Genomic DNA, 25,844 nt, shown 5'->3' with positions numbered 1-25,844 from the left:
CGCAAGGTTCATAGTCAGACCGCTACCAGCACGACGGCGCCGATTACCAGCACGGCACCAGCAGCCATCGAGGCGGCATACCAACGCAATTGACCGGTCTCGGTGCGGCTCAGGGCGGTGTGACCGCCTTTGGCCATACGCGGGATCAGACCGATGGTCTGGTCGAGCGGGTCTTTGCGCAGAATGTGGCTGATCGCAAGGTATGGCTTGACGAACAGTTTGTCGTAGATCCAGTCGAAGCCCCAGGCAGCGAACCACCAGGCCGAAAGGAAGCGGCCGATGCCGCTGTTGGCGATGGCCGTGACGAAGCGACGCTTGCCGAGGAACAGCAGCGCGGCCAGCAGGATACCGGACAGGGCGATGGCGCCCGAAGCGATTTCCAGGCTGTGCTTGGCTTCGCCGCCGGCATGGCCGACGCTTTCCGGCAGTACACCGTGCAGCGGTGGAACGATCATCGCGCCGACGAATGTCGACAGTACGATCAGCACCGACAGCGGCAGCCAGTGAGCAACGCCGTGACCGGCATGGGCTTCGGTCTTCGCTTCACCGTGGAACGTGATGAAGATCAGGCGGAAGGTGTAGAGCGAGGTCATGAAGGCACCGACCAGACCGGCATACAGCAGGCCTTCGTTACCGCTGGCGAACGCTTCCCAGAGGATTTCATCCTTGGAGTAGAAGCCCGCGGTCACCAGAGGCAAGGCCGCCAGGGCCGCGCCGCCGACGATGAAGCTGGCGTAGGCCAGTGGCAGTTTCTTCCACAGGCCGCCCATCTTGAAGATGTTCTGCTCGTGGTGGCAGGCAACGATCACCGCACCGGATGCAAGGAACAGCAGCGCCTTGAAGAAGGCGTGGGTCATCAGGTGGAAGATCGCGCCATCCCATGCACCCACGCCCAGGGCCAGGAACATGTAGCCGATCTGGCTCATGGTCGAGTAGGCGAGGATACGTTTGATGTCGGTCTGAACCAGTGCGGCAAAACCTGCCAGCACCAGCGTCACGCCACCCACAACACCTACCAGGTGCAGGATATCCGGCGCCAGTGCAAACAGGCCGTGGGTACGGGCGATCAGGTAGACACCGGCGGTTACCATGGTCGCGGCGTGGATCAGTGCCGAAACCGGAGTAGGGCCGGCCATCGCATCCGCCAGCCAGGTTTGCAGCGGCAGTTGCGCGGATTTACCGACAGCGCCGCCCAGCAGCATCAGGGTCGCCAGAACGATCCAGAAGTCACCGGCCTTGAAGTGCTCAGGCGCCTTGACCAGCAGTTCCTGGATATTCAGCGTACCCAGTTGCTGGAACAGGATGAACAGGCCGATGGCCATGAACACGTCGCCGACGCGGGTCACGATGAAGGCTTTGAGTGCCGCGTTACCGTTGTTGCGGTTGCTGTAGTAGAAACCGATCAACAGGTACGAGCACAGGCCTACGCCTTCCCAGCCGAAGTACACGAACAGCAGGTTATCGGCCAGGACCAGGAACAGCATGCTGGCGATAAACAGGTTGGTGTAGGCGAAGAAGCGCGAGTAACCGGCTTCACCGCGCATGTACCAGGACGCGAACAGGTGGATCAGGAAGCCCACGCCCACCACCACACCGAGCATGGTCACGGACAGACCATCCAGGTACAGGGCGAAGTTCGGCGTGAAGCCTTCCACCGCCATCCATTGCCACAGCACCAGGGTGTAGTGGCCACCCTCGGGCGGTGCAACGTTAAATTGCCAGATCACATAAGCCGCGACGATTGCCGACAAGCCGATGGAGCCGACGCCGATCAGCGCCGAGAGGTTTTCCGAGAGGCGTCCCCGGGAGAACGCCAGCAGCACAAAACCGATCAGGGGGAACAGGAAAGTCAGATAGAGAAGGTTCATCCGCGCATCTCGCTGGCAGCGTCGATATCGAGAGTGTGGAAGCGGCGATACAGCTGCAACAGAATCGCCAGGCCAATACTGGCCTCGGCGGCTGCCAGGCTGATCACCAGGATGAACATGATCTGTCCATCCGGCTGCGCCCAGCGGCTACCGGCAACGATGAACGCCAGTGCGGAGGCATTCATCATGACCTCCAGGCTCATCAGCACGAAGAGAATGTTGCGCCGGACCATCAGGCCGACCAGACCGAGGCAGAACAGGATGCCGGCGACCGCCAGACCATGCTCCAAAGGGATAGCAGGCATCGTCATTGCTCCTTGGCTTCGTTGCGGCCCAAGTGGAACGCCGTGACGGCTGCGGCGAGCAGCAGCATCGAGGCGAGTTCGACCACCAGCAGATAAGGACCGAACAGGCTGATGCCCACGGCCTTGGCGTCTACGGTGGTGTGGCCGAGGGCCTGGCCGCTGGAGTGGCTGAACAGCACATACAGCAGTTCAGCCAGCAGCAGGGCGCCGAGTACGACCGGGCCCAGCCAGATACCGGGCTTGAGCCAGACGCGCTCCTGCTGAACCGAGGCCGGGCCCAGGTTCAGCATCATCACCACGAACACGAACAGCACCATGATGGCGCCGGCGTAGGCGATCACTTCCAGTACACCGGCAAACGGTGCGCCAAGGGCGAAGAACGTCATGGCCACGGCGATCAGCGAAATGATCAGGTAGAGCAGGGCGTGCACGGGGTTGGTGTTGGTGATCACGCGAAGCGTGGACACAACAGCGATACCCGATGCGAAATAGAAAGCGAATTCCATCGTTCTTCCTTAAGGCAGCAAGCTCTTCACGTTGATCGGCTCGGCTTCATTCTGCGCGGCGCCTTTTGGCTTACCGGCAATCGCCATACCTGCAACACGATAGAAGTTGTAGTCAGGGTTTTTACCGGGACCGGAGATCAGCAGATCTTCTTTCTCGTAAACCAGGTCCTGCCGCTTGAACTCGGCCATTTCGAAATCCGGTGTCAGCTGGATTGCGGTGGTCGGGCAGGCTTCCTCGCAGAGGCCGCAGAAAATGCAGCGCGAGAAGTTGATGCGGAAGAAGTCCGGGTACCAGCGACCGTCTTCGGTTTCAGCTTTCTGCAGCGAGATGCAACCCACCGGGCACGCCACGGCGCACAGGTTGCAGGCTACACAACGCTCTTCGCCGTCGGGGTCGCGGGTCAGGACGATACGGCCACGGAAACGCGGCGGCAGGTACACGGGTTCTTCCGGGTACTGCAGCGTGTCGCGCTTGCGGAAGGCGTGGCCGAAGATCATCACCAGGCTGCGAAGCTGGGTGAAGAAGCCATGCACGATGTCAAAAATGTACTTCATGATTCTCTATCCTCACTGAGCCGCGACGGCGGGCGTGTTGAGCAACACGATCGCAGCGGTCACCAGCATGTTGACGAGGGTCAGCGGCAGGCAGAACTTCCAGCTGAAGTCCATCACTTGGTCATACCGTGGGCGCGGAATCGAGGCGCGCAGCAGGATGAAGAACATGATGAAGAACGCGGTTTTCAGTGCGAACCAGATGAACGGGATCTGCGGCAGCAGGCCGAACGGGCCGTGCCAGCCACCGAAGAACAGCGTGACCAGCAGCGCCGAGATCAACACGATGCCGATGTACTCACCGACGAAGAACATGCCCCATTTCATGCCGGCGTATTCAATGTGGTAACCGTCGGCCAGTTCCTGTTCCGCTTCCGGCTGGTCGAACGGGTGACGGTGAGTCACGGCGACGCCAGCGATGAAGAAGGTCAGGAAACCGAAGATCTGCGGAATGATGAACCACATGTTCTGCGCTTGGTATTCAACGATGTCGCGCATGTTGAACGAGCCAACCTGGATCACGATGCCCATCAGCGACAGGCCCATGAACACTTCGTACGACACGGTTTGTGCCGAGGCCCGCAAGCTGCCCAACAGGGCGAACTTGTTGTTGCTCGACCAGCCGGCAAACAGCACCGCGTAGACCGACAGACCCGCCATGGCGAAGAAGAACAGGATGCCGATGTTGATATCCGCCACGCCCCAGGTCGGGGTGATCGGGATGATCGCGAAGGCAATCAGCAAGGCGCTCATGGCCACGACCGGTGCCAGGGTGAAGATCACTTTGTCGGCGAACGGTGGGGTCCAGTCTTCCTTGAAGAACATCTTGATCATGTCGGCCGCAATCTGGAACGCGCCGAACGGGCCGACGCGGTTCGGACCGTAACGGTCCTGCCAGAGGGCGAGCAAACGACGCTCGACCCAGCTCAGCAGCGCGCCGCAAACCACTACGGCGAGCAGAATCACGATGGCCTTGAGGACCGCGATGATTACGTCGATCACTTCAGGAGTGAACAAGGTCATAGCGCTGCCTCCTGCAGACCGTCAACGGATTTGCCAAAGATGGCTGGTGGAATGCCGGCGATACCTGCAGGCAATGCGACCAGACCGGCACCCAGCTCTTCGTTGATGCGCAGCGGCAGACGCAAAGTCTGGCCAGCAACGTTCAAGCTCAGCAGGGCACCGTCATTGACACCCAGGCGATCGGCTTCGGACTTGGCCAGCGACACGTAGGCGGCTGGAATGCGTTCCTGCACCGGTGCGGCTTTGGAAGAGTTTTCTTCGCTGCCGAACAGGTGGAAGAACGGTACGACCTGCCAGGTACCTGGCGCCGGGTTGAACGCACGCGGAACACTGGCGAACCAGTTCAGCGAATCACCGGTGCTTTCGATCAGGCGAGTGCCCGGGTCGCCAGCGCGCAGGTGACCACCGACTTCGTCCTGGAACTTGTTCCAGGCTTGCGGCGAGTTCCAGCCCGGAGACCAGGCGAAAGGTACTTGCTGACGCGGTTCGGCGGAGCCCGAGTAACCTTCCATCGAGAACGAGAATGCAGTGTCGTTATCCTGGGAAGTACGCGGTTCGTGCACGCTGATGTCGGCGCGCATGGCGGTACGACCGGAGTAACGCAGCGGTTCGCGCGCCAGTTTCAGGCCTTTGATCCGGAATGCGGCGGACGGTGCGGCATCGACGATACGCGCCAGTTGCGGCGTGCTTGCAGCAACGGCAGCGGTGACGTGGTCCAGTTGGGTCCAGTCGATCGGCTGGTTCAGCAGGGTCGAACGCAGGGCATGCAGCCAGCGCCAGCCTTCGTGAACCAGAATGCTCGCGTCGAGGTAAGTCGGGTCGAAGACCTGGAAGAAACGCTGGGCGCGGCCTTCCTGGCTGACCAGCGTACCGTCGCCTTCAGCGAAGCTGGCCGCTGGCAGTACCAGGTGCGCGCGATCGCTGGTGGCGGTCTTCTGATGGTCCGCCACGATCACCACTTTCGCAGCGTTCAGGGCAGCATCGACCTTGGATTTGTCGGTACGGGTGTACAGATCGTTTTCCAGCACGACGATGGCGTCGGCCTTACCGTCGATCACGGCTTGCAGTGCTTCGTCGACCGAGTTGCCGCCGAGCATGGCCAGGCCGAGGCTGTTGGCCTCCGGCACGATCAGGCTGATGGAACCGTTCTTCTCGCGCAGCTTCAGGGCTTTGGCGATGTTCGCCGCCGCTTCGATCAGCGCCTTGGAACCCAGCGAGGTACCGGCAATGATCAGCGGACGCTTGGCGGCGAGCAGGGCGTCGGCAATGCGCTTGGCCAGCGCCAGAGCTTCGGCGTCCAGACCTTCAACGGCCGGTGCGCTGGCGTCGAGGGCGTGAGCCACGGCGAAACCGATGCGGGCCAGGTCGTCCGGTGCGGCGTGAACGCATTCTTCAGCGATGTCGTCGAGCTTGGTTTCAGCCAGGCTGGCGATGAACAGCGGGTTCAGTTCGTGCTGGCCGATGTTCTTCACTGCTGCGTCGAGCCATGGCTGAACGCGCATGGCGTCGGCCATGTCTTCGGCCTTGCCCTTGACCGATTGACGCAGGGCCAGGGCCATGCGCGCAGCGGTCTGGGTCAGGTCTTCGCCGAGGACGAAAATCGCATCGTGGTCTTCGATGTCACGCATGTTCGGGATCGGCAGCGGGCTGTCTTTGAGCACCTGCATGACCAGACGAATGCGTTCCAGCTCCGAGGCTTCGATACCGGAGTAGAAGTGCTCGGCGCCGACCAGTTCGAGCAGCGCGTAGTTGCTTTCGAGGCTGGCGCGTGGCGAACCGATACCGACGATGTTGCGACCGCGCAGCAGGTCGGCGGCTTTATCCAGTGCTTCGTCCAGGCTCAGTTTCGCGCCGTTGGCCAGCAGTGGCTGACGTGGGCGATCCTTGCGGTTGACATAGCCATAGCCGAAACGGCCACGGTCGCACAGGAAGTACTGGTTCACCGAACCGTTGAAACGGTTTTCGATACGACGCAGTTCGCCGTAACGCTCGCCCGGAGAAATGTTGCAACCGCTTGAGCAGCCATGGCAGATGCTCGGCGAGAACTGCATGTCCCACTTGCGGTTGTAGCGCTCGGAGTGAGTCTTGTCGGTGAACACACCGGTCGGGCAGACCTCGGTGAGGTTGCCGGAGAACTCGCTTTCCAGGGTGCCGTCTTCAACGCGACCGAAGTACACGTTGTCGTGGGCGCCAAACACACCGAGATCGGTGCCGCCAGCGTAGTCCTTATAGAAGCGCACGCAGCGATAGCAGGCGATGCAGCGGTTCATTTCGTGGGAAATGAACGGGCCCAGTTGCTGGTTCTGGTGGGTACGCTTGGTGAAGCGGTAACGGCGCTCGTTGTGGCCGGTCATCACCGTCATGTCTTGCAGGTGGCAGTGACCGCCTTCCTCACAGACCGGGCAGTCGTGAGGGTGGTTGGTCATCAGCCATTCAACGACGCTTGCGCGAAACACTTTCGCTTCTTCGTCGTCGATGGAGATCCAGCTGCCGTCGGTGGCGGGGGTCATGCAGGACATGACGATCCGACCACGCTTGTCGTTCTCGTCGGTGTACTGCTTGACCGCACACTGGCGGCAAGCGCCAACGCTGCCAAGGGCTGGGTGCCAGCAGAAATATGGGATATCGAGGCCTAGCGACAGACATGCCTGTAACAGGTTGTCTGCCCCATCGACTTCGAGCTCTTTGCCGTCTACGTGGATAGTGGCCATGGTTCAAAGTTCTTCGTTGGCCCGGTGTCAGCGGGCGTGGCTAATGGAATCTTGTTATCCGTCCAAATCCAAACAGCCTCGAAAGGCGTCATCGGACGAAAGGCGAACGGCACGGACCGTTCGCCTTTTTTAAAGCGTTAAGCGCCGACTACGATCGGCTTTGCCAGAGGCGGGACGACGGCGCGGGTAGGCGCGATGCCGGCTTCGAACTCTGGACGGAAGTATTTGATGGCACTGCCCAACGGCTCCACGGCACCCGGTGCGTGAGCACAGAAGGTCTTGCCTGGGCCGAGGAAACCGACCAGACCCAGCAGGGTCTCGATATCGCCAGCTTGCCCTTCACCGTTCTCGATCGCGCGCAGCAGCTTGACGCTCCACGGCAGACCGTCACGGCATGGGGTGCAGAAACCACACGATTCACGGGCGAAGAACTCTTCCATGTTGCGCAGCAGGGACACCATGTTGACGCTGTCGTCCACCGCCATGGCCAGGCCGGTACCCATACGGGTGCCCACTTTGGCGATGCCGCCGGCGTACATTTGTGCGTCCAGGTGTTCCGGCAACAGGAAGCCGGTACCGGCGCCGCCAGGCTGCCAGCACTTGAGCTTGTAACCGTCGCGCATGCCGCCGGCGTAGTCTTCGAACAGCTCGCGACCGGTAACGCCGAACGGCAATTCCCACAGGCCCGGGTTCTTGACCTTGCCGGAGAAGCCCATGAGCTTGGTGCCCATGTCTTCGCTGCCTTCGCGGGCCAACGATTTGTACCAGTCCACGCCGTCGGCGATGATCGCCGGCACGTTGCACAGGGTTTCAACGTTGTTCACGCAAGTCGGCTTGCCCCACACGCCCACGGCGGCAGGGAAGGGCGGCTTGGAGCGCGGGTTGGCGCGGCGGCCTTCGAGGGAGTTGATCAGTGCGGTTTCTTCACCGCAAATGTAACGCCCGGCACCGGTGTGGACGAACAGCTCGAAATCGAAGCCGCTGCCCAGGATGTTCTTGCCCAGCAGACCTGCTGCCTTGGCTTCTTCCACGGCACGGTTCAGGTGCTTGGCGGCGGTGGTGTATTCGCCACGCAGGAAGATGTAGCCCCGGTAGGTTTTCAGCGCGCGAGCACTGATCAGCATGCCTTCGATCAGCAGATGGGGCAGTTGCTCCATCAGCATGCGGTCTTTCCAGGTGTTCGGCTCCATTTCATCCGCGTTGCACAGCAGGTAGCGGATGTTGATGGATTCGTCCTTGGGCATCAGGCCCCACTTCACGCCAGTGGGGAAGCCTGCACCACCGCGACCCTTGAGGCCGGAGTCTTTCACGGTCTGGACGATGTCGTCCTGGGCCATGTCGGCGAAGGCTTTGCGTGCAGCGGCGTAACCGTTCTTGGCCTGGTACTCGTCGAGCCATACGGCTTCGCCGTCGTCACGCAAACGCCAGGTGAGCGGGTGAGTCTCGGCCGAACGCTTGATGCGGTTGGCAGGACCGAAGGAAGTCAGGGTCATACGTAGCCCTCGAGCAATTTGGCAACGCCGGCAGGCTGCACATCACCGAATGTGTCGTCGTCGATCATCAACGCCGGCGCCTTGTCACAGTTGCCGAGGCAGCAGACTGGCAGCAGGGTGAAGCGACCGTCGGCGGTGGTCTGGCCCAGGCCGATGCCCAGCTTGCTCTGGATTTCGCTGACCACCGATTCATGGCCGCCGATGTAGCAGACCATGCTGTCGCAGACGCGGATGATGTGACGGCCGACTGGCTGACGGAAGATCTGGCTATAGAAAGTAGCCACCCCTTCAACGTCGCTGGCCGGGATGCCGAGGATTTCGCCGATGGCGTAGAGCGCGCCGTCAGGCACCCAGCCACGTTCCTTCTGGACGATCTTCAGGGCTTCGATCGACGCCGCGCGCGGGTCTTCGTAGTGGTGCAGCTCGTGCTCGATGGCCGAGCGCTCGGTTTCGCTCAGGGCGAAACGGTCTGTCAGGATAAGCGTGCTGTTCATGCTTAACGGTCCACGTCGGCCATAACGAAATCGATACTACCCAGGTACGCGATCAAGTCCGCGACCATGCTGCCTTTGATCACCGAAGGGATCTGCTGCAGGTGCGGGAAGCTTGGGGTACGAATCCGGGTGCGGTAGCTCATGGTGCCGCCATCGCTCGTCAGGTAATAACTGTTGATGCCCTTGGTCGCTTCGATCATCTGGAAGGATTCGTTGGCCGGCATGACCGGGCCCCACGAAACTTGCAGGAAGTGCGTGATCAGGGTCTCGATGTGCTGCAGCGTGCGCTCTTTAGGCGGCGGCGTGGTCAGCGGGTGGTCCGCCTTGTACGGGCCTTCCGGCATGTTGCGCATGCACTGCTCGATGATCTTGATGCTCTGGCGCATTTCTTCGACGCGAACGATGCAACGGTCGTAGGCATCGCCATTGGCCGCCAGCGGTACTTCGAATTCGAAGTTTTCGTAGCCGGAGTAGGGGCGAGCTTTACGCAGGTCGAAATTGCAACCGGTCGAACGCAGGCCGGCACCGGTGACGCCCCATTCCAGGGCTTCCTTGGTGTTGTAGGCGGCGACGCCGATGGTTCGGCCACGCAGGATGCTGTTGTCCAGTGCGGCTTTCTGGTATTCGTCCAGACGCTTTGGCATCCACTCGACGAAATCCTTGACCAGTTTTTCCCAGCCGCGCGGCAGGTCGTGGGCGACGCCACCGATGCGGTACCAGGCCGGGTGCAGACGGAAACCGGTAATGGCTTCGATCACCGTGTACGCTTTCTGGCGGTCGGTGAAGGTGAAGAACACCGGAGTCATGGCGCCGACGTCCTGGATGTAAGTCCCCAGGAACAGCAGGTGGCTGGTGATCCGGAAAAACTCGGCCATCATGATGCGGATGACGTCGACCTTCTCGGGCACCTTGATGCCGGCCAGCTTCTCGACCGAGAGCACGTACGGCAGGTTGTTCATCACGCCGCCGAGGTAATCGATACGGTCGGTGTACGGAATGAAACTGTGCCAGGACTGACGCTCGGCCATCTTCTCGGCACCACGGTGGTGGTAGCCGACGTCTGGCACGCAGTCGACGATCTCTTCACCGTCCAGCTGCAGGATGATACGGAACGCACCGTGGGCCGAAGGGTGGTTCGGACCCAGGTTGAGGAACATGTAGTCCTCGTTCGGGCCGGAACGCTTCATGCCCCAGTCTTCAGGCTTGAAGCGCGCGGCTTCTTCCTCAAGCTGTTGCTTGGCCAGGGTCAGGCTGAACGGATCGAACTCGGTGGCACGGGCCGGGAAGTCCTTGCGCAGCGGGTGACCTTCCCAGGTCGGCGGCATCATGATGCGGCTCAGGTGCGGGTGGCCGGCAAAGTGAATGCCGTACATGTCCCACACTTCACGCTCATACCAGTTGGCGTTCGGCCAGATGCTGGTGACGCTCGGCAGGTTGAGGTCGCTCTCGGACAAGGCAACCTTGATCATTACGTCACTATTACGTTCGATCGACATCAAGTGATAGAACACAGTGAAGTCGACGCCGTTTGGCAGCCCTTGACGCTTGGTACGCAGACGCTCGTCCACGCCGTGCAGGTCATAGAGCATGACGTACGGCTTGGGCAGGTTGCGCAGGAAAGTCAGGACTTCGACGAGTTTGGCGCGGGCAACCCAAAGCACCGGCATGCCGGTGCGGGTAGGCTGGGCGGTGAACGCCTCTGGGCCAAAACGGTTGTTCAGTTCGACGACCACATCCTGGTCGTCTGCCTTATAAGGCGGGATGTACAGAGCACTGCCTGCAGTCATGGTTATTTATCGCTTTCGGTCAACGTAAAGAATGAAGCCAGTTTCTCGTTCTATAAAAGAAGCAGATCTGGATCAGACTTCGTCGGGGCTGCGCAGGTTGGTTACCTGAATACGCTGTTCGCGGCGCTGTTCCTTTTGCGAAGGCATCTCGGCGCGGTAAACGCCTTGATCGCCAACGACCCAGGAAAGTGGGCGACGCTCCTGGGCAATCGACTCCTGCAACAGCATCAAGCCTTGCAGAAAAGCTTCAGGGCGGGGTGGGCAGCCAGGCACGTAGACGTCCACGGGCAGGAACTTGTCCACCCCTTGAACGACGGAGTAGATGTCGTACATGCCACCGGAGTTGGCGCACGAACCCATGGAAATGACCCATTTAGGTTCGAGCATCTGCTCGTAGAGACGCTGAATGATCGGCGCCATCTTGATGAAGCAGGTACCGGCGATAACCATGAAATCCGCCTGACGCGGTGATGCCCGAATTACCTCGGCGCCAAAGCGCGCGATGTCGTGGGGCGCCGTGAAGGCGGTAGTCATTTCCACGTAGCAGCACGAAAGACCGAAGTTATACGGCCACAGGGAGTTCTTGCGCCCCCAGTTGATCGTGCCGTTGAGCACGTCTTCGAGCTTGCCCATGAAAATGTTTTTGTGGACTTGATCTTCTAACGGATCGGAAACGGTTTCCCGTTGGCCAATCGGATACTGCTCGTTAGGAGCATCGGGGTCGATCCTGGTGAGATTGTATTGCATTGCCAAAGCCTCATTGTTTCAGCTTCGCTTGCCGCTTAAGACGAGCTGCCGGAGCCCAGTCAAGGGCGCCCACTCGAAATAGGTAGACAAGACCTGCCAACAGAATTGCTATGAAAACGAGAGCTTCGACGAATCCGGTCCAGCCGCTTTCGCGGACGGACACAGACCAGGCAAAGAGAAAGAGGGCTTCGATATCGAAGATCACGAAGAGCATCGCGACCAGATAGAATTTGGCTGAGAGCCGCAAGCGGGCGCCACCTGTAGGTAGCATGCCGGACTCGAACGGTTCGTTTTTGCTGCGGCCCCAGGCTTTTGACCCGAGGAGGCTGGAGACGCCGAGCATGAAGGCGCAAAGGCCGCCGACACCCAGAAGGAAAATGGCAAAGCCCCAGTTGTGGGCCATGAGTCCGGTCGCTTCGGGCATGCTGGTAATCCTTAACAGAGAGCAAAGGTCTCTGAGCTTGATAAAGAAATAAGGCAGTGACGATATGTCGCAGCAATCAATCCCGCTGATTTTATGGCTAAACACCCTGCAAGTAAAATTCCAATAGCGAAATTATTTATTGGAATAAGGACATGGCGCATCTCCAAAGCCCTGTAGCCCATGCGGTTCGGGCATTAGCGGGGGTTTTGTCAAATATGTTTTGTAGGGAATGTAACGAACATAGTTTCCGCTAAATGATAATCAATGTTATTTGGTGTGGTTTTCAAACTGTTTAGCGAGCAGCGGTTCGGGAAGTTGTCTTATATGCGCGTTACTGCAAGTAGCGCGCGGGGTGGTTTTACCTTGTTTTCCTGATCGTGAAACTGCTCTGGATCAAGGTTTTTTCCTGCACCCGATCCCGTAGGAGCGAGGCTTGCCCGCGAAGAACGATGATGCGGTATGTCTGAAAAACCGCAGCGCATTCTTCGCGGGCAAGCCTCGCTCCTACAGAGGGGGAGAATCGCAGGCAAAAAAACGCCCCGAACCAGTCGGGGCGTCAGATGAGCGGCTTTGCGGTTAGCTTTTTATTCGGTCCGCAAGGGCCGTTTGTTTAAGCGAAGCAGATCAGTGGAACTGTTCTTCTTCGGTCGAACCGGTCAGTGCGGTTACCGAAGACGTGCCACCCTGGATCACGGTGGTCATGTCGTCGAAGTAGCCGGTGCCCACTTCCTGCTGGTGAGCCACGAAGGTGTAGCCCTTGGCGGCGTCGGCGAACTCTTGCTCTTGCAGCTTAACGTAGGCGGTCATGTCGTTGCGGGCGTAGTCGTGCGCCAGGTTGAACATGCTGTGCCACATGTTGTGAATGCCGGCCAGGGTGATGAACTGGTGCTTGTAACCCATGGCGGACAGTTCGCGCTGGAACTTGGCGATGGTCGCGTCGTCCAGGTTTTTCTTCCAGTTGAAGGAAGGCGAGCAGTTGTACGACAGCAGTTGGTCCGGGTATTCCTTTTTGATCGCTTCGGCGAAGCGACGGGCTTCGTCCAGATCCGGCTTGGCGGTTTCGCACCAGATCAGGTCGGCGTACGGCGCGTAGGCCAGGCCGCGAGCGATGGCTTGGTCGAGACCGGCGCGAACCTTGTAGAAGCCTTCCTGGGTACGGGTGCCGGTCACGAATGGCTGATCGTACGGGTCGCAGTCGGACGTCAGCAGGTCAGCGGCGTTCGCGTCGGTACGGGCCAGGATAATGGTCGGTACACCGGCGACGTCGGCTGCCAGACGAGCAGCGGTCAGCTTCTGCACGGCTTCCTGGGTCGGAACCAGTACCTTGCCGCCCATGTGGCCGCATTTTTTTACGGAAGCCAGTTGGTCTTCGAAGTGAACGCCGGCGGCGCCTGCTTCGATCATGCTTTTCATCAGCTCGTAAGCGTTCAGCACGCCGCCGAAACCGGCTTCAGCGTCAGCCACGATCGGGGCGAAGTAGTCGATGTAGCCTTCGTCGCCCGGGTTCTTGCCGGCTTTCCACTGGATCTGGTCAGCGCGACGGAACGAGTTGTTGATGCGCTTGACCACGGTTGGAACCGAATCCACCGGGTACAGCGACTGGTCCGGGTACATCGATTCGGCGGAGTTGTTGTCCGCAGCCACTTGCCAGCCCGACAGGTAGATCGCCTGGATGCCGGCCTTGACTTGCTGTACGGCCTGGCCACCGGTCAGGGCGCCCATGCAGTTAACGAAATCTTTCTCAGGACGGAAGGACGGCTTGGCGCCCTGGGTCACCAGGTTCCAGAGCTTCTCGGCGCCCATTTTTGCAAAGGTGTGCTCAGGTTGAACCGAGCCACGCAGACGGACGACGTCAGCAGCGGAGTAATTGCGCTTCACGCCTTTCCAGCGTGGGTTTTCAGCCCAGTCTTTTTCGAGGGCTGCAATTTGCTGTTCGCGTGTCAGTGCCATGGAGATAAACCTCGTCGCGTCTTTAATCGAAAATGGTTCTGGGTGAACAATTCCTGCGTGCCAAATACGCTCATTCAGTTGGGGGCGTACATGGCTGCTCGCTGACCAGAAGCTTAGGCGGTCAAGTCGGGTTCGGCGGGGATGGCGACGGGATGAACGATGGGCTCGAGGGGGAAGTGAGCAGGTAAGGGCGAACTGGCGAGCGCATTCGGGCGTCGTGGGCCTTGGTGCGAACTTCAGTGTGGAGCCGGGTTACCTAATTACGCTTCCGTCCCTCGGGACAACTTCGTTCCAGTCGGCAACCTCGTCAAACACACCTTGTGGGCGGTACAGACACGAATCGGCTCGCGGGGTAGGGTGCGAACAGCGACTCGAAAGCCCTTGCCAGGGCCTCTGATTAGCGGGAGCGAGGCCATCATGCCTTTGCTTTTTTGGCTCGTCAAACGTTTTGTAGTGCTTTTTTTCAAGCACTACATCTTTGGTCTAATACGACTAATCAGTCAGTTTTTGGTGCTTTAGTCCAAGGTGTCGACTTTCACCCGCAAAGTCATGTCATCCCGGCCCTGGGTCGAGTAGCTGCGGGTCAGACCCTGTTTGTCGGCCTGAGTCTGACGATTCACGCCGGCCAGGGTGATCCATTCGCCCAGTCGACCGCTGACAGTTGTGTCGGTACTTTGCACGTTCACTACATCGGGACGTTCCTGGCTCATCCGGTCACGGTTGGTACTGATGGCTAGATGAACGATGTTGCCGGTGACGCTGGCGGTGACGTAGAAACCCTGGGTGACATTGCGGTATTCGGTCTGGCTGCGCAGGTCGCCATAGCCGTCAGTCTGAGTGCTGGTGAGCGGCACGCTTTGGCCGACCTGGATTAGCGCCGGTGCGCCTTCGCTGGCCTGAATCTGCTGGATACCGCCTTCACGGCTGTCGGTGCTGCGATTGATGATGCGGGTTTGATTCGGTGCGGCACCGTTGACCGAGTAGCCCTGATCGCCCTGAAAGTTGTTTTCGTTGGTGTCGACGGTGATCAGTAAGCGTTTGGGGGCGGTGTCGAGTTGCGCGAGGAAGGTCTTGAGTTCATCGATCTTGTCGGGCTCGGCGTTGACGATCAGCTGGTTGCCGTAGGCGCTGACCTTGCCGTCCTTGCCGATGAAATCCTGCGCTACTGGCAGCAGGTCGGCGCTGGTGCGGTAATTCAGGGGCACGATCTCGGTGGCGGCCATGACCGAAAAACTGCAGGTCAGCAGCAGCGTGGTGAGCAGGGTGCGTAGGGACATGTCCGTTTCTCCGCAAATCAAAGGTTTGATATTGCCAGTTTGTCGGCCCGGCGTGGTGCGAGTTGAATCACAGACAGCAAAACGCCCCGGCATCCGAGAATGGCGGGGCGTTTTGTGGTGTTCTTGATATGTATTTGTGGTGAGGGGGCAAGCCCCCTCGCCACAGGGAATCAAGTCGAGTGACGCACCATGTCTACATGCGGAATCCCGGCTTCCAGGAATTCCTCACTGACCATGCTGAAACCCAGGCGCTCATAGAACGCCGTGGCCTGCACTTGCGCGCTCAGCATCTGCTGCTTCAGTCCGCGCTTCTCGGCTTCACCGATCACCGCTTGCATCAGCGCATCGCCAACCTTCATGCCGCGCCAGTCTTTGAGCACCGACACCCGGCCGATGTGGCCATCGGGCAACAGGCGGGCGGTGCCGATCGGAAAGTCGCCTTCGAAGGCCAGGAAATGCACCGCCGTGGCGTCATCGGCATCCCATTCCAATTCAGGTGGAACGGATTGCTCGGCGACGAATACCGCTTCACGAATGCGCCGGATCTCAGCGTTGTCCTTTTGCCAGTCTGCGACACGTACGTGAATCTTATTCATCGGCAAACCCCAGGCTGCCCTGCTTGACCAGTTCACACAGCAGGCCACGGCCGTCTTCGTCGCTCAGCCATGGGCCGAGGTTATCGACATGCAGGGCGTCGGCGGCGCAGATCATTTTCAGCAGCTCGCGCAGCTTGCCCGGCAGGTAACGGCTCTGGCCGCTGGCGAACAGCAGCAGGTCGTCGTCGACTTCCGACCAGGCCAGGCGCGCACTCGGGTTGCGGATCAGCACGGCACCTTCTTCGAGCGCGCTGAGGAAGTCTTGCTCTTCGACTTCTTCCGGGCCGACCACCAGTTCCGGGTAGCGCGGCTCGGTCATGAACTGGCCGAACCAGGTCAGCAGCAGGCGCTCGTCGCTCATGTGTTCGGCCAGCAGGCTTTTGAGGCGATCGAGGGCATCGTGCTGGATTTGATGAGGATCGACCGCCGGCAGGGCGTCGGCGTCGGTGTAGCGCTCTTCGTCCGTCAGGAACTGGCTGAGGAAGTCGGTGAAGTGGGTCAGCACTTCAGCGGCGCTCGGGGCGCGGAAGCCGACCGAGTAGGTCATGCAATCATCGACAGCCACGCCAGAATGAGCCAGGCGCGGTGGCAGGTAGAGCATGTCGCCCGGTTCCAGCACCCACTCATCGGTGGCTTCGAAATCGGCGAGGATGCGCAGGTCGGCGTGTTGCAGCAGCGGGCTCTCGGAGTCGCACATCTGGCCGATTTTCCAGTTGCGCTTGCCGTGGCCTTGCAGCAGGAACACGTCGTAGTTATCGAAGTGCGGACCCACGCTGCCACCCGGAGCGGCAAAACTGATCATCACGTCGTCGACGCGCCAGCTCGGCAGGAAGCGGAAGTTTTCCAGCAGTTCGGCAACTTCCGGCACGAATTGGTCGACGGCTTGCACCAGCAGGGTCCATTCGCGTTCCGGCAGTTTGCTGAATTCGTCTTCGGCGAACGGGCCGCGGCGCAATTCCCAAGGGCGCTCGCCGTGCTCGATCACCAGGCGCGATTCGACTTCTTCTTCCAGCGCCAGGCCGGCCAGTTCGTCGGCGTCGATCGGGCTTTCGAAATCAGGAATCGCCTGACGGATCAGCAGGGGTTTTTTCTGCCAGTAGTCGCGCAGGAATTCCCGCGCCGTGATGCCGCCCAGAAGTTGAAGAGGAATGTCAGGATTCATGTGTAACCTATTGAAAAAATGCACTTTTCAGACGGGAATAAAAACGCCCGGCGGCGCCGGGCGTCTCAAACGGGTAGAGCGGTCGATCAGATGCGTTTGGCTTGTGCCACAGCGTTGCCGATGTAGTTGGCCGGGGTGAGCAGTTTCAGCTCAGCCTTGGCGGCAGCTGGCATGTCCAGGCCGTCGATGAAAGTTTGCAGTGCTTCAGGGCTGATGCCCTTGCCGCGCGTCAGCTCTTTGAGCTTCTCGTACGGGTTTTCGATGTTGTAACGACGCATCACGGTCTGGATCGGTTCGGCCAATACTTCCCAGCAAGCGTCCAGGTCGGCGGCAATCTTTTGCTCGTTGAGCTCCAGTTTGCTGATGCCTTTGAGGCTGGCTTCGTACGCGATCACGCTGTGGGCGAAGCCGACACCGAGGTTGCGCAGTACGGTGGAGTCGGTCAGGTCGCGCTGCCAGCGGGAGATTGGCAGTTTGCTCGCCAGGTGCTGGAACAGTGCGTTGGCGATGCCCAGGTTGCCTTCGGAGTTTTCGAAGTCGATCGGGTTGACCTTGTGCGGCATGGTCGACGAACCGATTTCGCCAGCGATGGTGCGCTGTTTGAAATAACCCAGGGAGATGTAGCCCCAGATGTCGCGGTCGAAGTCGATCAGGATGGTGTTGAAGCGCGCGATCGCGTCGAACAGCTCGGCGATGTAGTCGTGCGGTTCGATCTGCGTGGTGTACGGGTTGAAGCCCAGGCCCAGCTCGTCTTCGATGAAGGCGCGGGCGTTGGCTTCCCAGTCGATCTCAGGGTAGGCCGACAGGTGAGCGTTGTAGTTGCCGACAGCGCCGTTGATCTTGCCCAGCAGCGGAACGGCGGCGACTTGAGCGATTTGACGCTCCAGGCGGTAAACCACGTTCGCCAGCTCTTTGCCCAGGGTGGTCGGCGATGCCGGTTGACCGTGGGTGCGCGACAGCATCGGCACGTCTGCGAAACGGATGGCCAGTTCGCGGATGGCGTTGGCGGTCTGGCGCATCAGCGGCAGCATCACGTCATCACGGCCTTCACGCAGCATCAGGGCGTGGGACAGGTTGTTGATGTCCTCGCTGGTGCAGGCGAAGTGGATGAACTCGCTGACCTTGGCCAGTTCCGGCAGCTTGGCCGCCTGCTCTTTAAGCAGGTATTCAATGGCTTTGACGTCGTGGTTGGTGGTGCGCTCGATCTCTTTGACACGCTCAGCGTGCTCCAGAGAGAAGTTTTCCGCCAGGGTGTTCAACACCGCGTTGGCTTCGGCGGAGAACGCCGGCACTTCGCTGATGGCAGGGTGAGCGGCCAGGCGCTGGAGCCAACGCACTTCAACCAGAACGCGAGCACGGATCAGGCCGTATTCGCTGAAAATTGGGCGCAGGGCCTGGGTTTTGCCGGCGTAGCGGCCGTCAACAGGGGAAACCGCAGTGAGCGAAGAGAGCTGCATGGGGTGTTCTCGGACAGTCGGGCAACGAAATGGGGCGCGTATCATACATGAAAAAAATCCGCCGGTCCGTTGCCAACTGACCGGCGTATTACGCGTTACTGACTACAAAACGGTATTGCGGGCGCGGTTCAGCTGCTGCGCATCAGCGGGTAAAGCTCTTTAAGCAACTTGCGTCGGCTGATCACCAACTGCCAGCGATGACCGCCCAACTGCCGCCACAGGCGTGCCGAACGAATCCCGGCCAGCAACAGCGCGCGGATTTTCGAGGCGTTGCTCGGTTGCTGCAGGTTGCGCATGTCGCCATGCACCTGAATTCGTTGGCGCAGAGTGCTCAGGGTGTCCTGGTACAGCGCGCCGCAAGCGGCGATCACGTTTTCGTGGGCCGGGCCGAAGTGTTCGACCTGGGACTGAATCTGCGGCAGGCGCTTGCCGATCACGTCCAGCATGTCATTGCGCTTGGCCAATTGGCGCTCCAGCCCCAGCATCGCCAGGGCGTAGCGCAGCGGTTCGCGCTGAAGGGTGCTGGGGTCGCGCTCCAGGGCGCCGATCAATGCGCGATAGCCTTCGCGCAAATTGATGTCATCGCCGCCGTACACTTCCAGAGTGTCCTTGGGGTCGCGAATCAACAGGCTGCCGAGCATGCAAGTCAGGCCGGCTTCGTTGGTCTGGCCGGTCTTGGCGATCTTGTCGACCAGCACGGCGGCGAGAAACACGCCGCCCAGGGCCGTCAGTTGCTCCTGAGTCGGGCTCATGAACGCTGGCCCTTGCTGGTCCAGGGCTCGGCTACTTCGATCACGCCGCCACCGAGGCAGATTTCACCGTCGTAGAACACCACGGATTGGCCCGGAGTGACCGCGCGTTGCGGGTCATCAAAGGTGGCGCGGTAGCCGGTGGTGGTCTTTTCCAGGGTGCAAGGCTGGTCGCTCTGGCGATAACGCACCTTGGCGGTCAGCCTGCGCGGCTCGGTCAAATCGATCGGGTTGACCCAATAGATGTCCGAGGCGAGCAGGGCGCGGGAGAACAGCCATGGGTGGTCGTTGCCCTGGCCGACGATCAGCTCGTTGTGTTCCAGGTCCTTGATCAGCACGTACCACGGTTCTTCGCCGGCGTCTTTCAAGCCGCCGATGCCCAGACCCTGCCGCTGGCCGATGGTGTGATACATCAGGCCATGGTGACGGCCGATGACTTCACCGTCGGTGGTCTTGATCTCGCCGGGTTGGGCCGGCAGGTATTGCTTGAGGAAATCGCTGAAGCGACGTTCGCCGATAAAGCAGATTCCGGTTGAGTCCTTTTTCTTCGCGGTGGCCAGGTCGTGTTTCTCGGCAATCGCGCGGACTTCGGGTTTTTCCAGCTCGCCGACCGGGAACAGGGTCTTGGCGATCTGTTCGCCGCCGACGGCGTGCAGGAAGTAGCTCTGGTCCTTGTTCGGATCCAGGCCCTTGAGCAATTCGGTGCGACCATCGATGTCGCGGCGACGCACGTAGTGGCCGGTGGCGATCAGGTCGGCACCGAGCATCATGGCGTAGTCGAGGAACGCCTTGAACTTGATTTCGCGGTTGCACAGGATGTCCGGGTTCGGCGTGCGGCCGGCCTTGTATTCGGCCAGGAAGTGCTCGAACACGTTGTCCCAGTACTCGGCGGCGAAGTTGGCGGTGTGCAGCTTGATGCCGATCTTGTCACACACGGCCTGAGCGTCCGCCAGGTCATCCATGGCGGTGCAGTATTCCGTTCCATCGTCTTCTTCCCAGTTCTTCATGAACAGGCCTTCCACCTCATAACCCTGCTCGATCAGCAGGAGAGCGGAAACGGAAGAGTCCACGCCGCCGGACATACCGACAATGACGCGCTTCTTTTGTGTGGCAGAAGGGGCTGGATCACGCATAGGGATTTAATGAGTGTCTTGAAAAAGGACGCGATTCTAGCAGGCTCAAGCCTGCAAGGCTAAAGAGAAGGGCGGATCAGCTCGAGGCTGAAGTGTTTACCGTCCAGATAATCATCGATACAGCGGATGATCAGCTCACTACGCCAGTTTGCGCGCTGTTGCAGCAGTTCGTCACGCGTCAGCCATTTCGCGCCGACAATACCGTCGTCCAATTGATAGTCGGGATGGTGTTTCAGCGCTTTGGCGGTGAAGCAGACGCGTTGATAGGTCACTCCGTTGCTCGGGGCGGTGTAGAGATAAATGCCTATTACGCCGGTTGGCTCGACGTCCCAGCCGGTTTCTTCGAGGGTTTCGCGTACGGCGGCCTCGATCAGGGTTTCGTCCGGGTCCAGATGACCGGCGGGCTGATTGAGCACCGTTCGTCCGTGTTTGGATTCTTCGACCATCAGGAAGCGACCGTTGTCTTCGACGATGGTGGCGACGGTGATGTGGGGTAGCCAATCCATGAAATGTCCTTAATGTTGAATTTGAAGCGCTTTCCCTGTGGGGGCAGTGTTCACATTTGAATGCTGTCAACGCTGAAAACACAAACCCCGGCGCATGGCCGGGGTTTGTGATGTTCCCTTACAACCTTAAACCAACGCAGCGATCGCGGCGTTGAAGGTTGCGCTCGGGCGCATGGCCTTGCTGATCAGCTCGGCATTGGCGTGGTAGTAACCGCCGATGTCCACTGGCTTGCCCTGAACGGCGTTGAGCTCGGCAACGATAGTTGCTTCGTTCGCGGTCAGGGTTTTGGCCAGTTCGCCAAACTGCGCTTGCAGTGCAGCGTCTTCGGTCTGGGCGGCCAGGGCCTGAGCCCAGTACAGCGCCAGGTAGAAGTGGCTGCCGCGGTTGTCGATGTTGCCGACTTTGCGCGATGGCGACTTGTTGTTGTCCAGGAACTGGCCAGTGGCCTGATCCAGGGTCTTGGCCAGCACCAGCGCTTTAGGGTTGTTGTACGTCACACCCAGATGCTCGAGGGAGGCGGCCAGGGCCAGGAACTCGCCCAGGGAATCCCAGCGCAGGAAGTTTTCTTCCAGCAGCTGTTGAACGTGCTTCGGTGCCGAACCGCCAGCGCCGGTTTCGAACAGGCCACCGCCGTTCATCAGCGGAACGATCGACAGCATCTTGGCGCTGGTGCCCAGTTCCATGATCGGGAACAGGTCAGTCAGGTAGTCGCGCAATACGTTGCCGGTCACCGAAATGGTGTCGAGGCCGGAGCGAGTGCGCTCCAGGGTGAACTTCATCGCGTCGACTGGCGACATGACGCGGATGTCCAGCCCGGAAGTGTCGTGGTCCTTCAGGTAAGCCTGAACTTTCTCGATCACTACGCCGTCGTGGGCGCGCATTGGGTCCAGCCAGAAAATCGCTGGAGTGCTGCTTGCGCGAGCGCGGTTGACGGCCAGTTTGACCCAGTCCTGGATCGGCGCGTCTTTGGTCTGGCACATGCGGAAGATGTCGCCGGCTTCAACCGACTGTTCCAGCAGCAGGGAGCCTTTGCTGTCGGTGACACGAACAACGCCGTTGGCCTTGATCTGGAACGTCTTGTCGTGCGAGCCGTACTCTTCGGCTTTTTTCGCCATCAGGCCAACGTTTGGCACGCTGCCCATGGTGGTCGGATCGAAGGCGCCGTTTGCCTTGCAGTCTTCGATCACCGCCTGGTAGATGGTGGCGTAGCAGCGATCCGGGATCACCGCCTTGGTGTCGTGCAGCTGGCCGTCGGTGCCCCACATCTTGCCGGAGTCACGGATCATCGCTGGCATCGAGGCGTCGACGATGACGTCGCTCGGCACGTGCAGGTTGGTGATGCCTTTGTCGGAGTTGACCATGGCCAACGACGGACGAACGGCGTAGACCGCCTGGATGTCCGCTTCTATCTGCGCTTGTTGCTCGGCAGGCAAGGCCTTGATGCGAGCGTACAGGTCGCCGATGCCGTTGTTCAGGTTGAAGCCGATCTGCGCCAGCACGTCAGCGTGCTTGGCCAGTGCGTCTTTATAGAACTCGGCAACGATCTGGCCGAACATGATCGGGTCGGAGACCTTCATCATGGTGGCTTTGAGGTGAACCGACAGCAGCACGCCTTTTGCCTTGGCGTCTTCGATCTCGGCGGCGATGAAGCTGCGCAGCGCGTTTTTGCTCATGACTGCGCAATCGAGGATCTCACCGGCTTGTACGGTGGTTTTTTCCTTCAGGACGGTGGTGGTGCCGTCTTGAGCGATCAGTTCGATTTTGACGGCGTCAGCGGCGTCGATCAGGGCAGCTTTTTCGCTGCCGTAGAAATCGCCGGTGCTCATGTGAGCTACGTGGGACTTGGAGTCCTTGGCCCAGGCGCCCATTTTGTGCGGGTGCTTGCGTGCGTAGTTCTTGACCGACAGCGGTGCGCGACGATCGGAGTTGCCTTCGCGCAGAACCGGGTTTACGGCGCTGCCCTTGATCTTGTCGTAGCGGGCCTTGGCTTCTTTGTCGGCGTCGCTGGTCACGGTTTCCGGGTAGTCCGGCAGTGCATAGCCCTGGGCTTGCAGCTCTTTGATCGCGGCCTGCAGTTGTGGAACCGAAGCGCTGATGTTCGGCAGCTTGATGATGTTGGCTTCAGGTGTAACGGCCAGGTCGCCCAGTTCGGCGAGGTGGTCGGCTACCGCTTTATCACCCAATTGCTCGGGGAAGCTGGCCAGAATGCGCCCTGCAAGAGAGATATCGCGGGTTTCAACGGCGATATCAGCGGAGGCGGTGAAGGCCTCTACGATAGGCAACAGTGAATAGGTGGCGAGGGCTGGGGCTTCGTCGGTGAAGGTATAGATGATCTTCGAGCGGGTGGGCATATTCGGATTAACTCTCTCTTCTTTGCTAAAGCGTGCATAGAAACTCGAGGGGCGCCGGGTAAGCGCGTTCGTTCAAAGTCATCCATGAGCCGAATGTCGAGGTTTCTTTGCGGTGATGTTGGGTGCATCGGTCGAGCGTCAAGCGGGTGGACTGCGGTAACAATCCTGCTTTTTCGGGCCCAGAGTCTCGGCTACATTTCCAGTGGCAGAGAGGTCGGCCGTCGTGACTCTGTGGTCAGCGGCGGCATTATACATAGGTAGCTGGCAATCTGCCGATGGTTCATATGCAACGATTCTCGTCCATTGGTCTAAAGGTCGCAGGCAGGCGTGGGGAGTAGCCTTGTATGGCGTGCTTGAGTTTGGCGCTTTTCCCTTTACTTTCAGGCTTGTACGTCACGAACTGTGCAGCTTCGCGGCAGATGGACGGAACATAGGGTTTGCGCGCCGATTCAACTGGGGTACGCTCGGACGAAGCCAGATGTTCAATCCAAACAATGGAGTTCAGCATGGGATACAAGAAGATTCAGGTTCCAGCCGTCGGCGAAAAAATTACCGTCAACGCGGACCATTCTCTCAATGTTCCTAACAACCCGATCATTCCCTTCATTGAAGGCGATGGTATTGGCGTTGATATCAGCCCGGTCATGATCAAGGTTGTCGATGCTGCTGTTAAGAAGGCTTACGGCGGCGAGCGCAAAATTTCCTGGATGGAAGTCTACGCCGGGGAGAAAGCGACTCAGGTTTACGATCAGGACACCTGGCTGCCTCAGGAAACCCTGGACGCGGTCAAGGATTACGTGGTTTCCATCAAGGGCCCTCTGACCACGCCGGTCGGCGGTGGCATCCGTTCCCTGAACGTGGCGCTGCGCCAGCAACTCGACCTGTATGTGTGTCTGCGTCCAGTGCGCTGGTTCGAAGGCGTGCCGAGTCCGGTCAAGAAGCCAGGCGACGTCGACATGACCATCTTCCGCGAAAACTCGGAAGACATTTATGCCGGTATCGAATGGAAGGCCGGTTCGCCGGAAGCGACCAAGGTCATCAAGTTCCTTAAAGAAGAAATGGGCGTCACCAAGATCCGTTTCGACCAGAATTGCGGTATCGGCGTCAAGCCGGTTTCCCTGGAAGGCACCAAGCGTCTGGCGCGCAAGGCCCTGCAGTATGTGGTCGACAATGACCGCGACTCGCTGACTATCGTGCACAAAGGCAACATCATGAAGTTCACCGAAGGTGCCTTCAAGGAATGGGCCTACGAAGTGGCTGCCGAAGAATTCGGCGCGACCCTGCTCGATGGCGGTCCGTGGATGCAGTTCAAAAACCCGAAAACCGGCAAGAATGTCATCGTCAAGGACGCCATCGCCGACGCCATGCTCCAGCAGATCCTGCTGCGTCCGGCCGAGTACGATGTGATCGCCACCCTAAACCTCAACGGTGACTACCTCTCCGACGCCCTGGCGGCAGAAGTGGGCGGTATCGGTATTGCGCCGGGTGCGAACCTGTCCGACACCGTGGCCATGTTCGAAGCCACCCACGGCACCGCGCCGAAGTACGCCGGCAAGGACCAGGTCAACCCGGGCTCGCTCATCCTGTCCGCAGAGATGATGCTGCGTCACATGGGCTGGACCGAGGCGGCCGATCTGATCATCAAGGGCACCAATGGCGCCATTGGTGCCAAGACCGTGACCTACGACTTCGAACGTCTGATGGACGGTGCCAAACTGGTGTCGTCTTCGGGCTTCGGTGATGCGCTGATCTCGCACATGTAAGCGAAGAACGGCTGCAATGAAACCGCCCGGCTCGAGTGATCGAGTCGGGCGGTTTTTTTATGACTGGATGCCTTGGGTGGTATGAATCAGCTCACGGCTTTGGCGTGGCTGCTGGTAGCGGCTGCTGCGGCTGCTGCGTCAATGGCCACTTTGTCCATAATTTTGACGGCATGCAGCCCCTTGGGGCCTTGAACAATATCAAAGTATACGGCTTGCCCGGCCTTGAGGGTCTTGTATCCATCCATATCAATGGCTGAGTAGTGGGCAAAGAAATCGATTTCTTTTCCGTCCTCGTCACGACCTTCCCTGGCGTCGGTATTAATGAAACCGAACCCCTTGGCATTGTTGAACCATTTCACCTTACCGACAGCCATACCCATATCCCTCTGCAACAGACTCCATCACTGGAGTATCATCCAGTTAATCCGCAGTCTAATCTTGTAAATAGATTGACTCCGCGGACCTTTTTTACCCACTGTGGGCTCTATTGGTTGTAACACCGTTTTCCCGATAGTCAAGGTGACCGGGCAGTCGGAGTTGAAATCGCTGATGGCCGCCCCCACCACTGTATTTGCACAACTGACGAACCTTTCTTTCCATGCATGCAATCAGCCAGATTCGACTAACATTCAATCAGGATCGCCCTGATTTACACGACGACGATTCCGCAGGCATTGCTGTTCAGGAGGCTAAGCCTGCTTTACAGGCGCCGCCTATGTACAAGGTGGTTTTGTTCAACGATGACTACACACCGATGGATTTCGTCGTCGAAGTGCTCGAGGTGTTTTTTAACCTGAATCGCGAGCTGGCGACCAAGGTCATGCTGGCCGTTCATACAGAAGGACGGGCAGTATGTGGAGTGTTTACCCGCGACATCGCCGAGACCAAGGCCATGCAGGTCAACCAGTACGCCAGGGAAAGCCAGCATCCGCTACTCTGTGAAATCGAGAAGGACGGTTAATCGCCGACCACTTGGGTATGAGGTGAAG

General features: G+C 59.5%; 23 protein-coding genes. 2 read left to right on the top strand and 21 right to left on the bottom strand.

Going from position 1 to position 25,844, the window contains the following annotated elements:
• Positions 1–14: 14 nt before the first annotated feature.
• The 20 genes from nuoL to AC1RL4_RS19810 form a co-directional block, all read right to left on the bottom strand.
• Positions 15–1,868: an NADH-quinone oxidoreductase subunit L gene (nuoL, locus tag AC1RL4_RS19905; protein ID WP_064618791.1), complete on the bottom strand. Its 1,854-nt coding sequence runs from the start codon at positions 1,866–1,868 to the stop codon at positions 15–17.
• A complete protein-coding gene (gene nuoK, locus AC1RL4_RS19900; RefSeq protein ID WP_007940879.1) occupies positions 1,865–2,173 on the bottom strand; it encodes an NADH-quinone oxidoreductase subunit NuoK in 309 nt (102 codons plus the stop codon). Before nuoK ends, nuoL begins: the two co-directional genes overlap by 4 nt.
• Before the next feature lie 2 nt (positions 2,174–2,175).
• Complete coding sequence (gene nuoJ, locus AC1RL4_RS19895) at positions 2,176–2,679, bottom strand: NADH-quinone oxidoreductase subunit J (RefSeq protein WP_019580075.1); 504 nt, start codon at positions 2,677–2,679, stop codon at positions 2,176–2,178.
• 9 nt (positions 2,680–2,688) lie between these two features.
• Complete coding sequence (gene nuoI, locus AC1RL4_RS19890; RefSeq protein WP_007940875.1) at positions 2,689–3,234, bottom strand: NADH-quinone oxidoreductase subunit NuoI; 546 nt, start codon at positions 3,232–3,234, stop codon at positions 2,689–2,691.
• 12 nt (positions 3,235–3,246) lie between these two features.
• A complete protein-coding gene (nuoH, locus tag AC1RL4_RS19885) occupies positions 3,247–4,254 on the bottom strand; it encodes an NADH-quinone oxidoreductase subunit NuoH (protein WP_019648467.1) in 1,008 nt (335 codons plus the stop codon).
• Positions 4,251–6,965 carry an NADH-quinone oxidoreductase subunit NuoG gene (gene nuoG, locus AC1RL4_RS19880; RefSeq protein WP_028941268.1) on the bottom strand — a complete coding sequence of 905 codons (2,715 nt, stop codon included), beginning with the start codon at positions 6,963–6,965 and terminating at the stop codon, positions 4,251–4,253. The genes nuoH and nuoG overlap by 4 nt, the downstream gene beginning before the upstream one ends.
• Before the next feature lie 137 nt (positions 6,966–7,102).
• Positions 7,103–8,458, bottom strand: a complete 1,356-nt coding sequence (gene nuoF, locus AC1RL4_RS19875) for an NADH-quinone oxidoreductase subunit NuoF (RefSeq protein ID WP_018925511.1) — start codon at positions 8,456–8,458, stop codon at positions 7,103–7,105.
• Positions 8,455–8,952: an NADH-quinone oxidoreductase subunit NuoE gene (nuoE, locus tag AC1RL4_RS19870; RefSeq protein ID WP_007905058.1), complete on the bottom strand. Its 498-nt coding sequence runs from the start codon at positions 8,950–8,952 to the stop codon at positions 8,455–8,457. Before nuoE ends, nuoF begins: the two co-directional genes overlap by 4 nt.
• A 2-nt stretch (positions 8,953–8,954) precedes the next feature.
• Complete coding sequence (gene nuoC / locus AC1RL4_RS19865) at positions 8,955–10,739, bottom strand: NADH-quinone oxidoreductase subunit C/D (protein ID WP_028941270.1); 1,785 nt, start codon at positions 10,737–10,739, stop codon at positions 8,955–8,957.
• A gap of 72 nt (positions 10,740–10,811) precedes the next feature.
• Positions 10,812–11,486, bottom strand: a complete 675-nt coding sequence (locus AC1RL4_RS19860; protein ID WP_493119975.1) for a NuoB/complex I 20 kDa subunit family protein — start codon at positions 11,484–11,486, stop codon at positions 10,812–10,814.
• Between the two features lie 10 nt (positions 11,487–11,496).
• Complete coding sequence (locus AC1RL4_RS19855; RefSeq protein WP_007940868.1) at positions 11,497–11,910, bottom strand: NADH-quinone oxidoreductase subunit A; 414 nt, start codon at positions 11,908–11,910, stop codon at positions 11,497–11,499.
• Positions 11,911–12,534: 624 nt separating this feature from the next.
• Positions 12,535–13,860 (bottom strand): isocitrate lyase, encoded by a 1,326-nt coding sequence (gene aceA / locus AC1RL4_RS19850; protein WP_018925513.1) that lies wholly within the window; start codon positions 13,858–13,860, stop codon positions 12,535–12,537.
• A gap of 515 nt (positions 13,861–14,375) precedes the next feature.
• The gene (locus tag AC1RL4_RS19845; protein WP_028941271.1) at positions 14,376–15,137 is read right to left on the bottom strand and encodes a secretin N-terminal domain-containing protein; all 762 of its coding nucleotides are present in this window, start codon (positions 15,135–15,137) and stop codon (positions 14,376–14,378) included.
• Between the two features lie 170 nt (positions 15,138–15,307).
• On the bottom strand, positions 15,308–15,733 hold the full coding sequence (locus tag AC1RL4_RS19840) for a GNAT family N-acetyltransferase (protein WP_019580080.1): 426 nt from the start codon (positions 15,731–15,733) through the stop codon (positions 15,308–15,310).
• On the bottom strand, positions 15,726–16,895 hold the full coding sequence (locus AC1RL4_RS19835; protein ID WP_019580081.1) for a ribosomal protein uL16 3-hydroxylase: 1,170 nt from the start codon (positions 16,893–16,895) through the stop codon (positions 15,726–15,728). Before AC1RL4_RS19835 ends, AC1RL4_RS19840 begins: the two co-directional genes overlap by 8 nt.
• 86 nt (positions 16,896–16,981) lie before the next feature.
• The gene (gene purB / locus AC1RL4_RS19830; protein ID WP_007940861.1) at positions 16,982–18,352 is read right to left on the bottom strand and encodes an adenylosuccinate lyase; all 1,371 of its coding nucleotides are present in this window, start codon (positions 18,350–18,352) and stop codon (positions 16,982–16,984) included.
• A 128-nt stretch (positions 18,353–18,480) separates the two neighbouring features.
• Positions 18,481–19,104, bottom strand: a complete 624-nt coding sequence (hflD, locus tag AC1RL4_RS19825) for a high frequency lysogenization protein HflD (RefSeq protein WP_007940860.1) — start codon at positions 19,102–19,104, stop codon at positions 18,481–18,483.
• Positions 19,101–20,234: a tRNA 2-thiouridine(34) synthase MnmA gene (gene mnmA / locus AC1RL4_RS19820; RefSeq protein WP_230175510.1), complete on the bottom strand. Its 1,134-nt coding sequence runs from the start codon at positions 20,232–20,234 to the stop codon at positions 19,101–19,103. The genes hflD and mnmA overlap by 4 nt, the downstream gene beginning before the upstream one ends.
• 59 nt (positions 20,235–20,293) lie before the next feature.
• Complete coding sequence (locus AC1RL4_RS19815; protein WP_018925520.1) at positions 20,294–20,740, bottom strand: NUDIX hydrolase; 447 nt, start codon at positions 20,738–20,740, stop codon at positions 20,294–20,296.
• 126 nt (positions 20,741–20,866) lie between these two features.
• Positions 20,867–23,092, bottom strand: coding sequence for an NADP-dependent isocitrate dehydrogenase (locus tag AC1RL4_RS19810; RefSeq protein ID WP_028941275.1), 2,226 nt, complete (start codon positions 23,090–23,092; stop codon positions 20,867–20,869).
• Between the two features lie 506 nt (positions 23,093–23,598).
• Between AC1RL4_RS19810 and icd the strand changes: the two genes are divergently transcribed.
• Entirely contained in the window at positions 23,599–24,855 is a 1,257-nt protein-coding gene (gene icd, locus AC1RL4_RS19805) for an NADP-dependent isocitrate dehydrogenase (protein WP_019580084.1), read from the top strand.
• 86 nt (positions 24,856–24,941) lie between these two features.
• Here the strand turns inward: icd and AC1RL4_RS19800 are convergent, their stop codons facing one another.
• Positions 24,942–25,229, bottom strand: coding sequence for a cold shock domain-containing protein (locus AC1RL4_RS19800; RefSeq protein WP_026331778.1), 288 nt, complete (start codon positions 25,227–25,229; stop codon positions 24,942–24,944).
• A 224-nt stretch (positions 25,230–25,453) separates the two neighbouring features.
• Between AC1RL4_RS19800 and clpS the strand changes: the two genes are divergently transcribed.
• Positions 25,454–25,816 (top strand): ATP-dependent Clp protease adapter ClpS, encoded by a 363-nt coding sequence (gene clpS, locus AC1RL4_RS19795; protein WP_015094394.1) that lies wholly within the window; start codon positions 25,454–25,456, stop codon positions 25,814–25,816.
• The last annotated feature ends 28 nt before the right edge of the window (positions 25,817–25,844 follow it).

It is taken from the genome of Pseudomonas sp. GW822-FHT07A10 (assembly GCF_058798795.1).
Note: the sequence above shows the minus strand (reverse complement) of the source record. Positions and strands in the feature narration are given on the sequence as shown.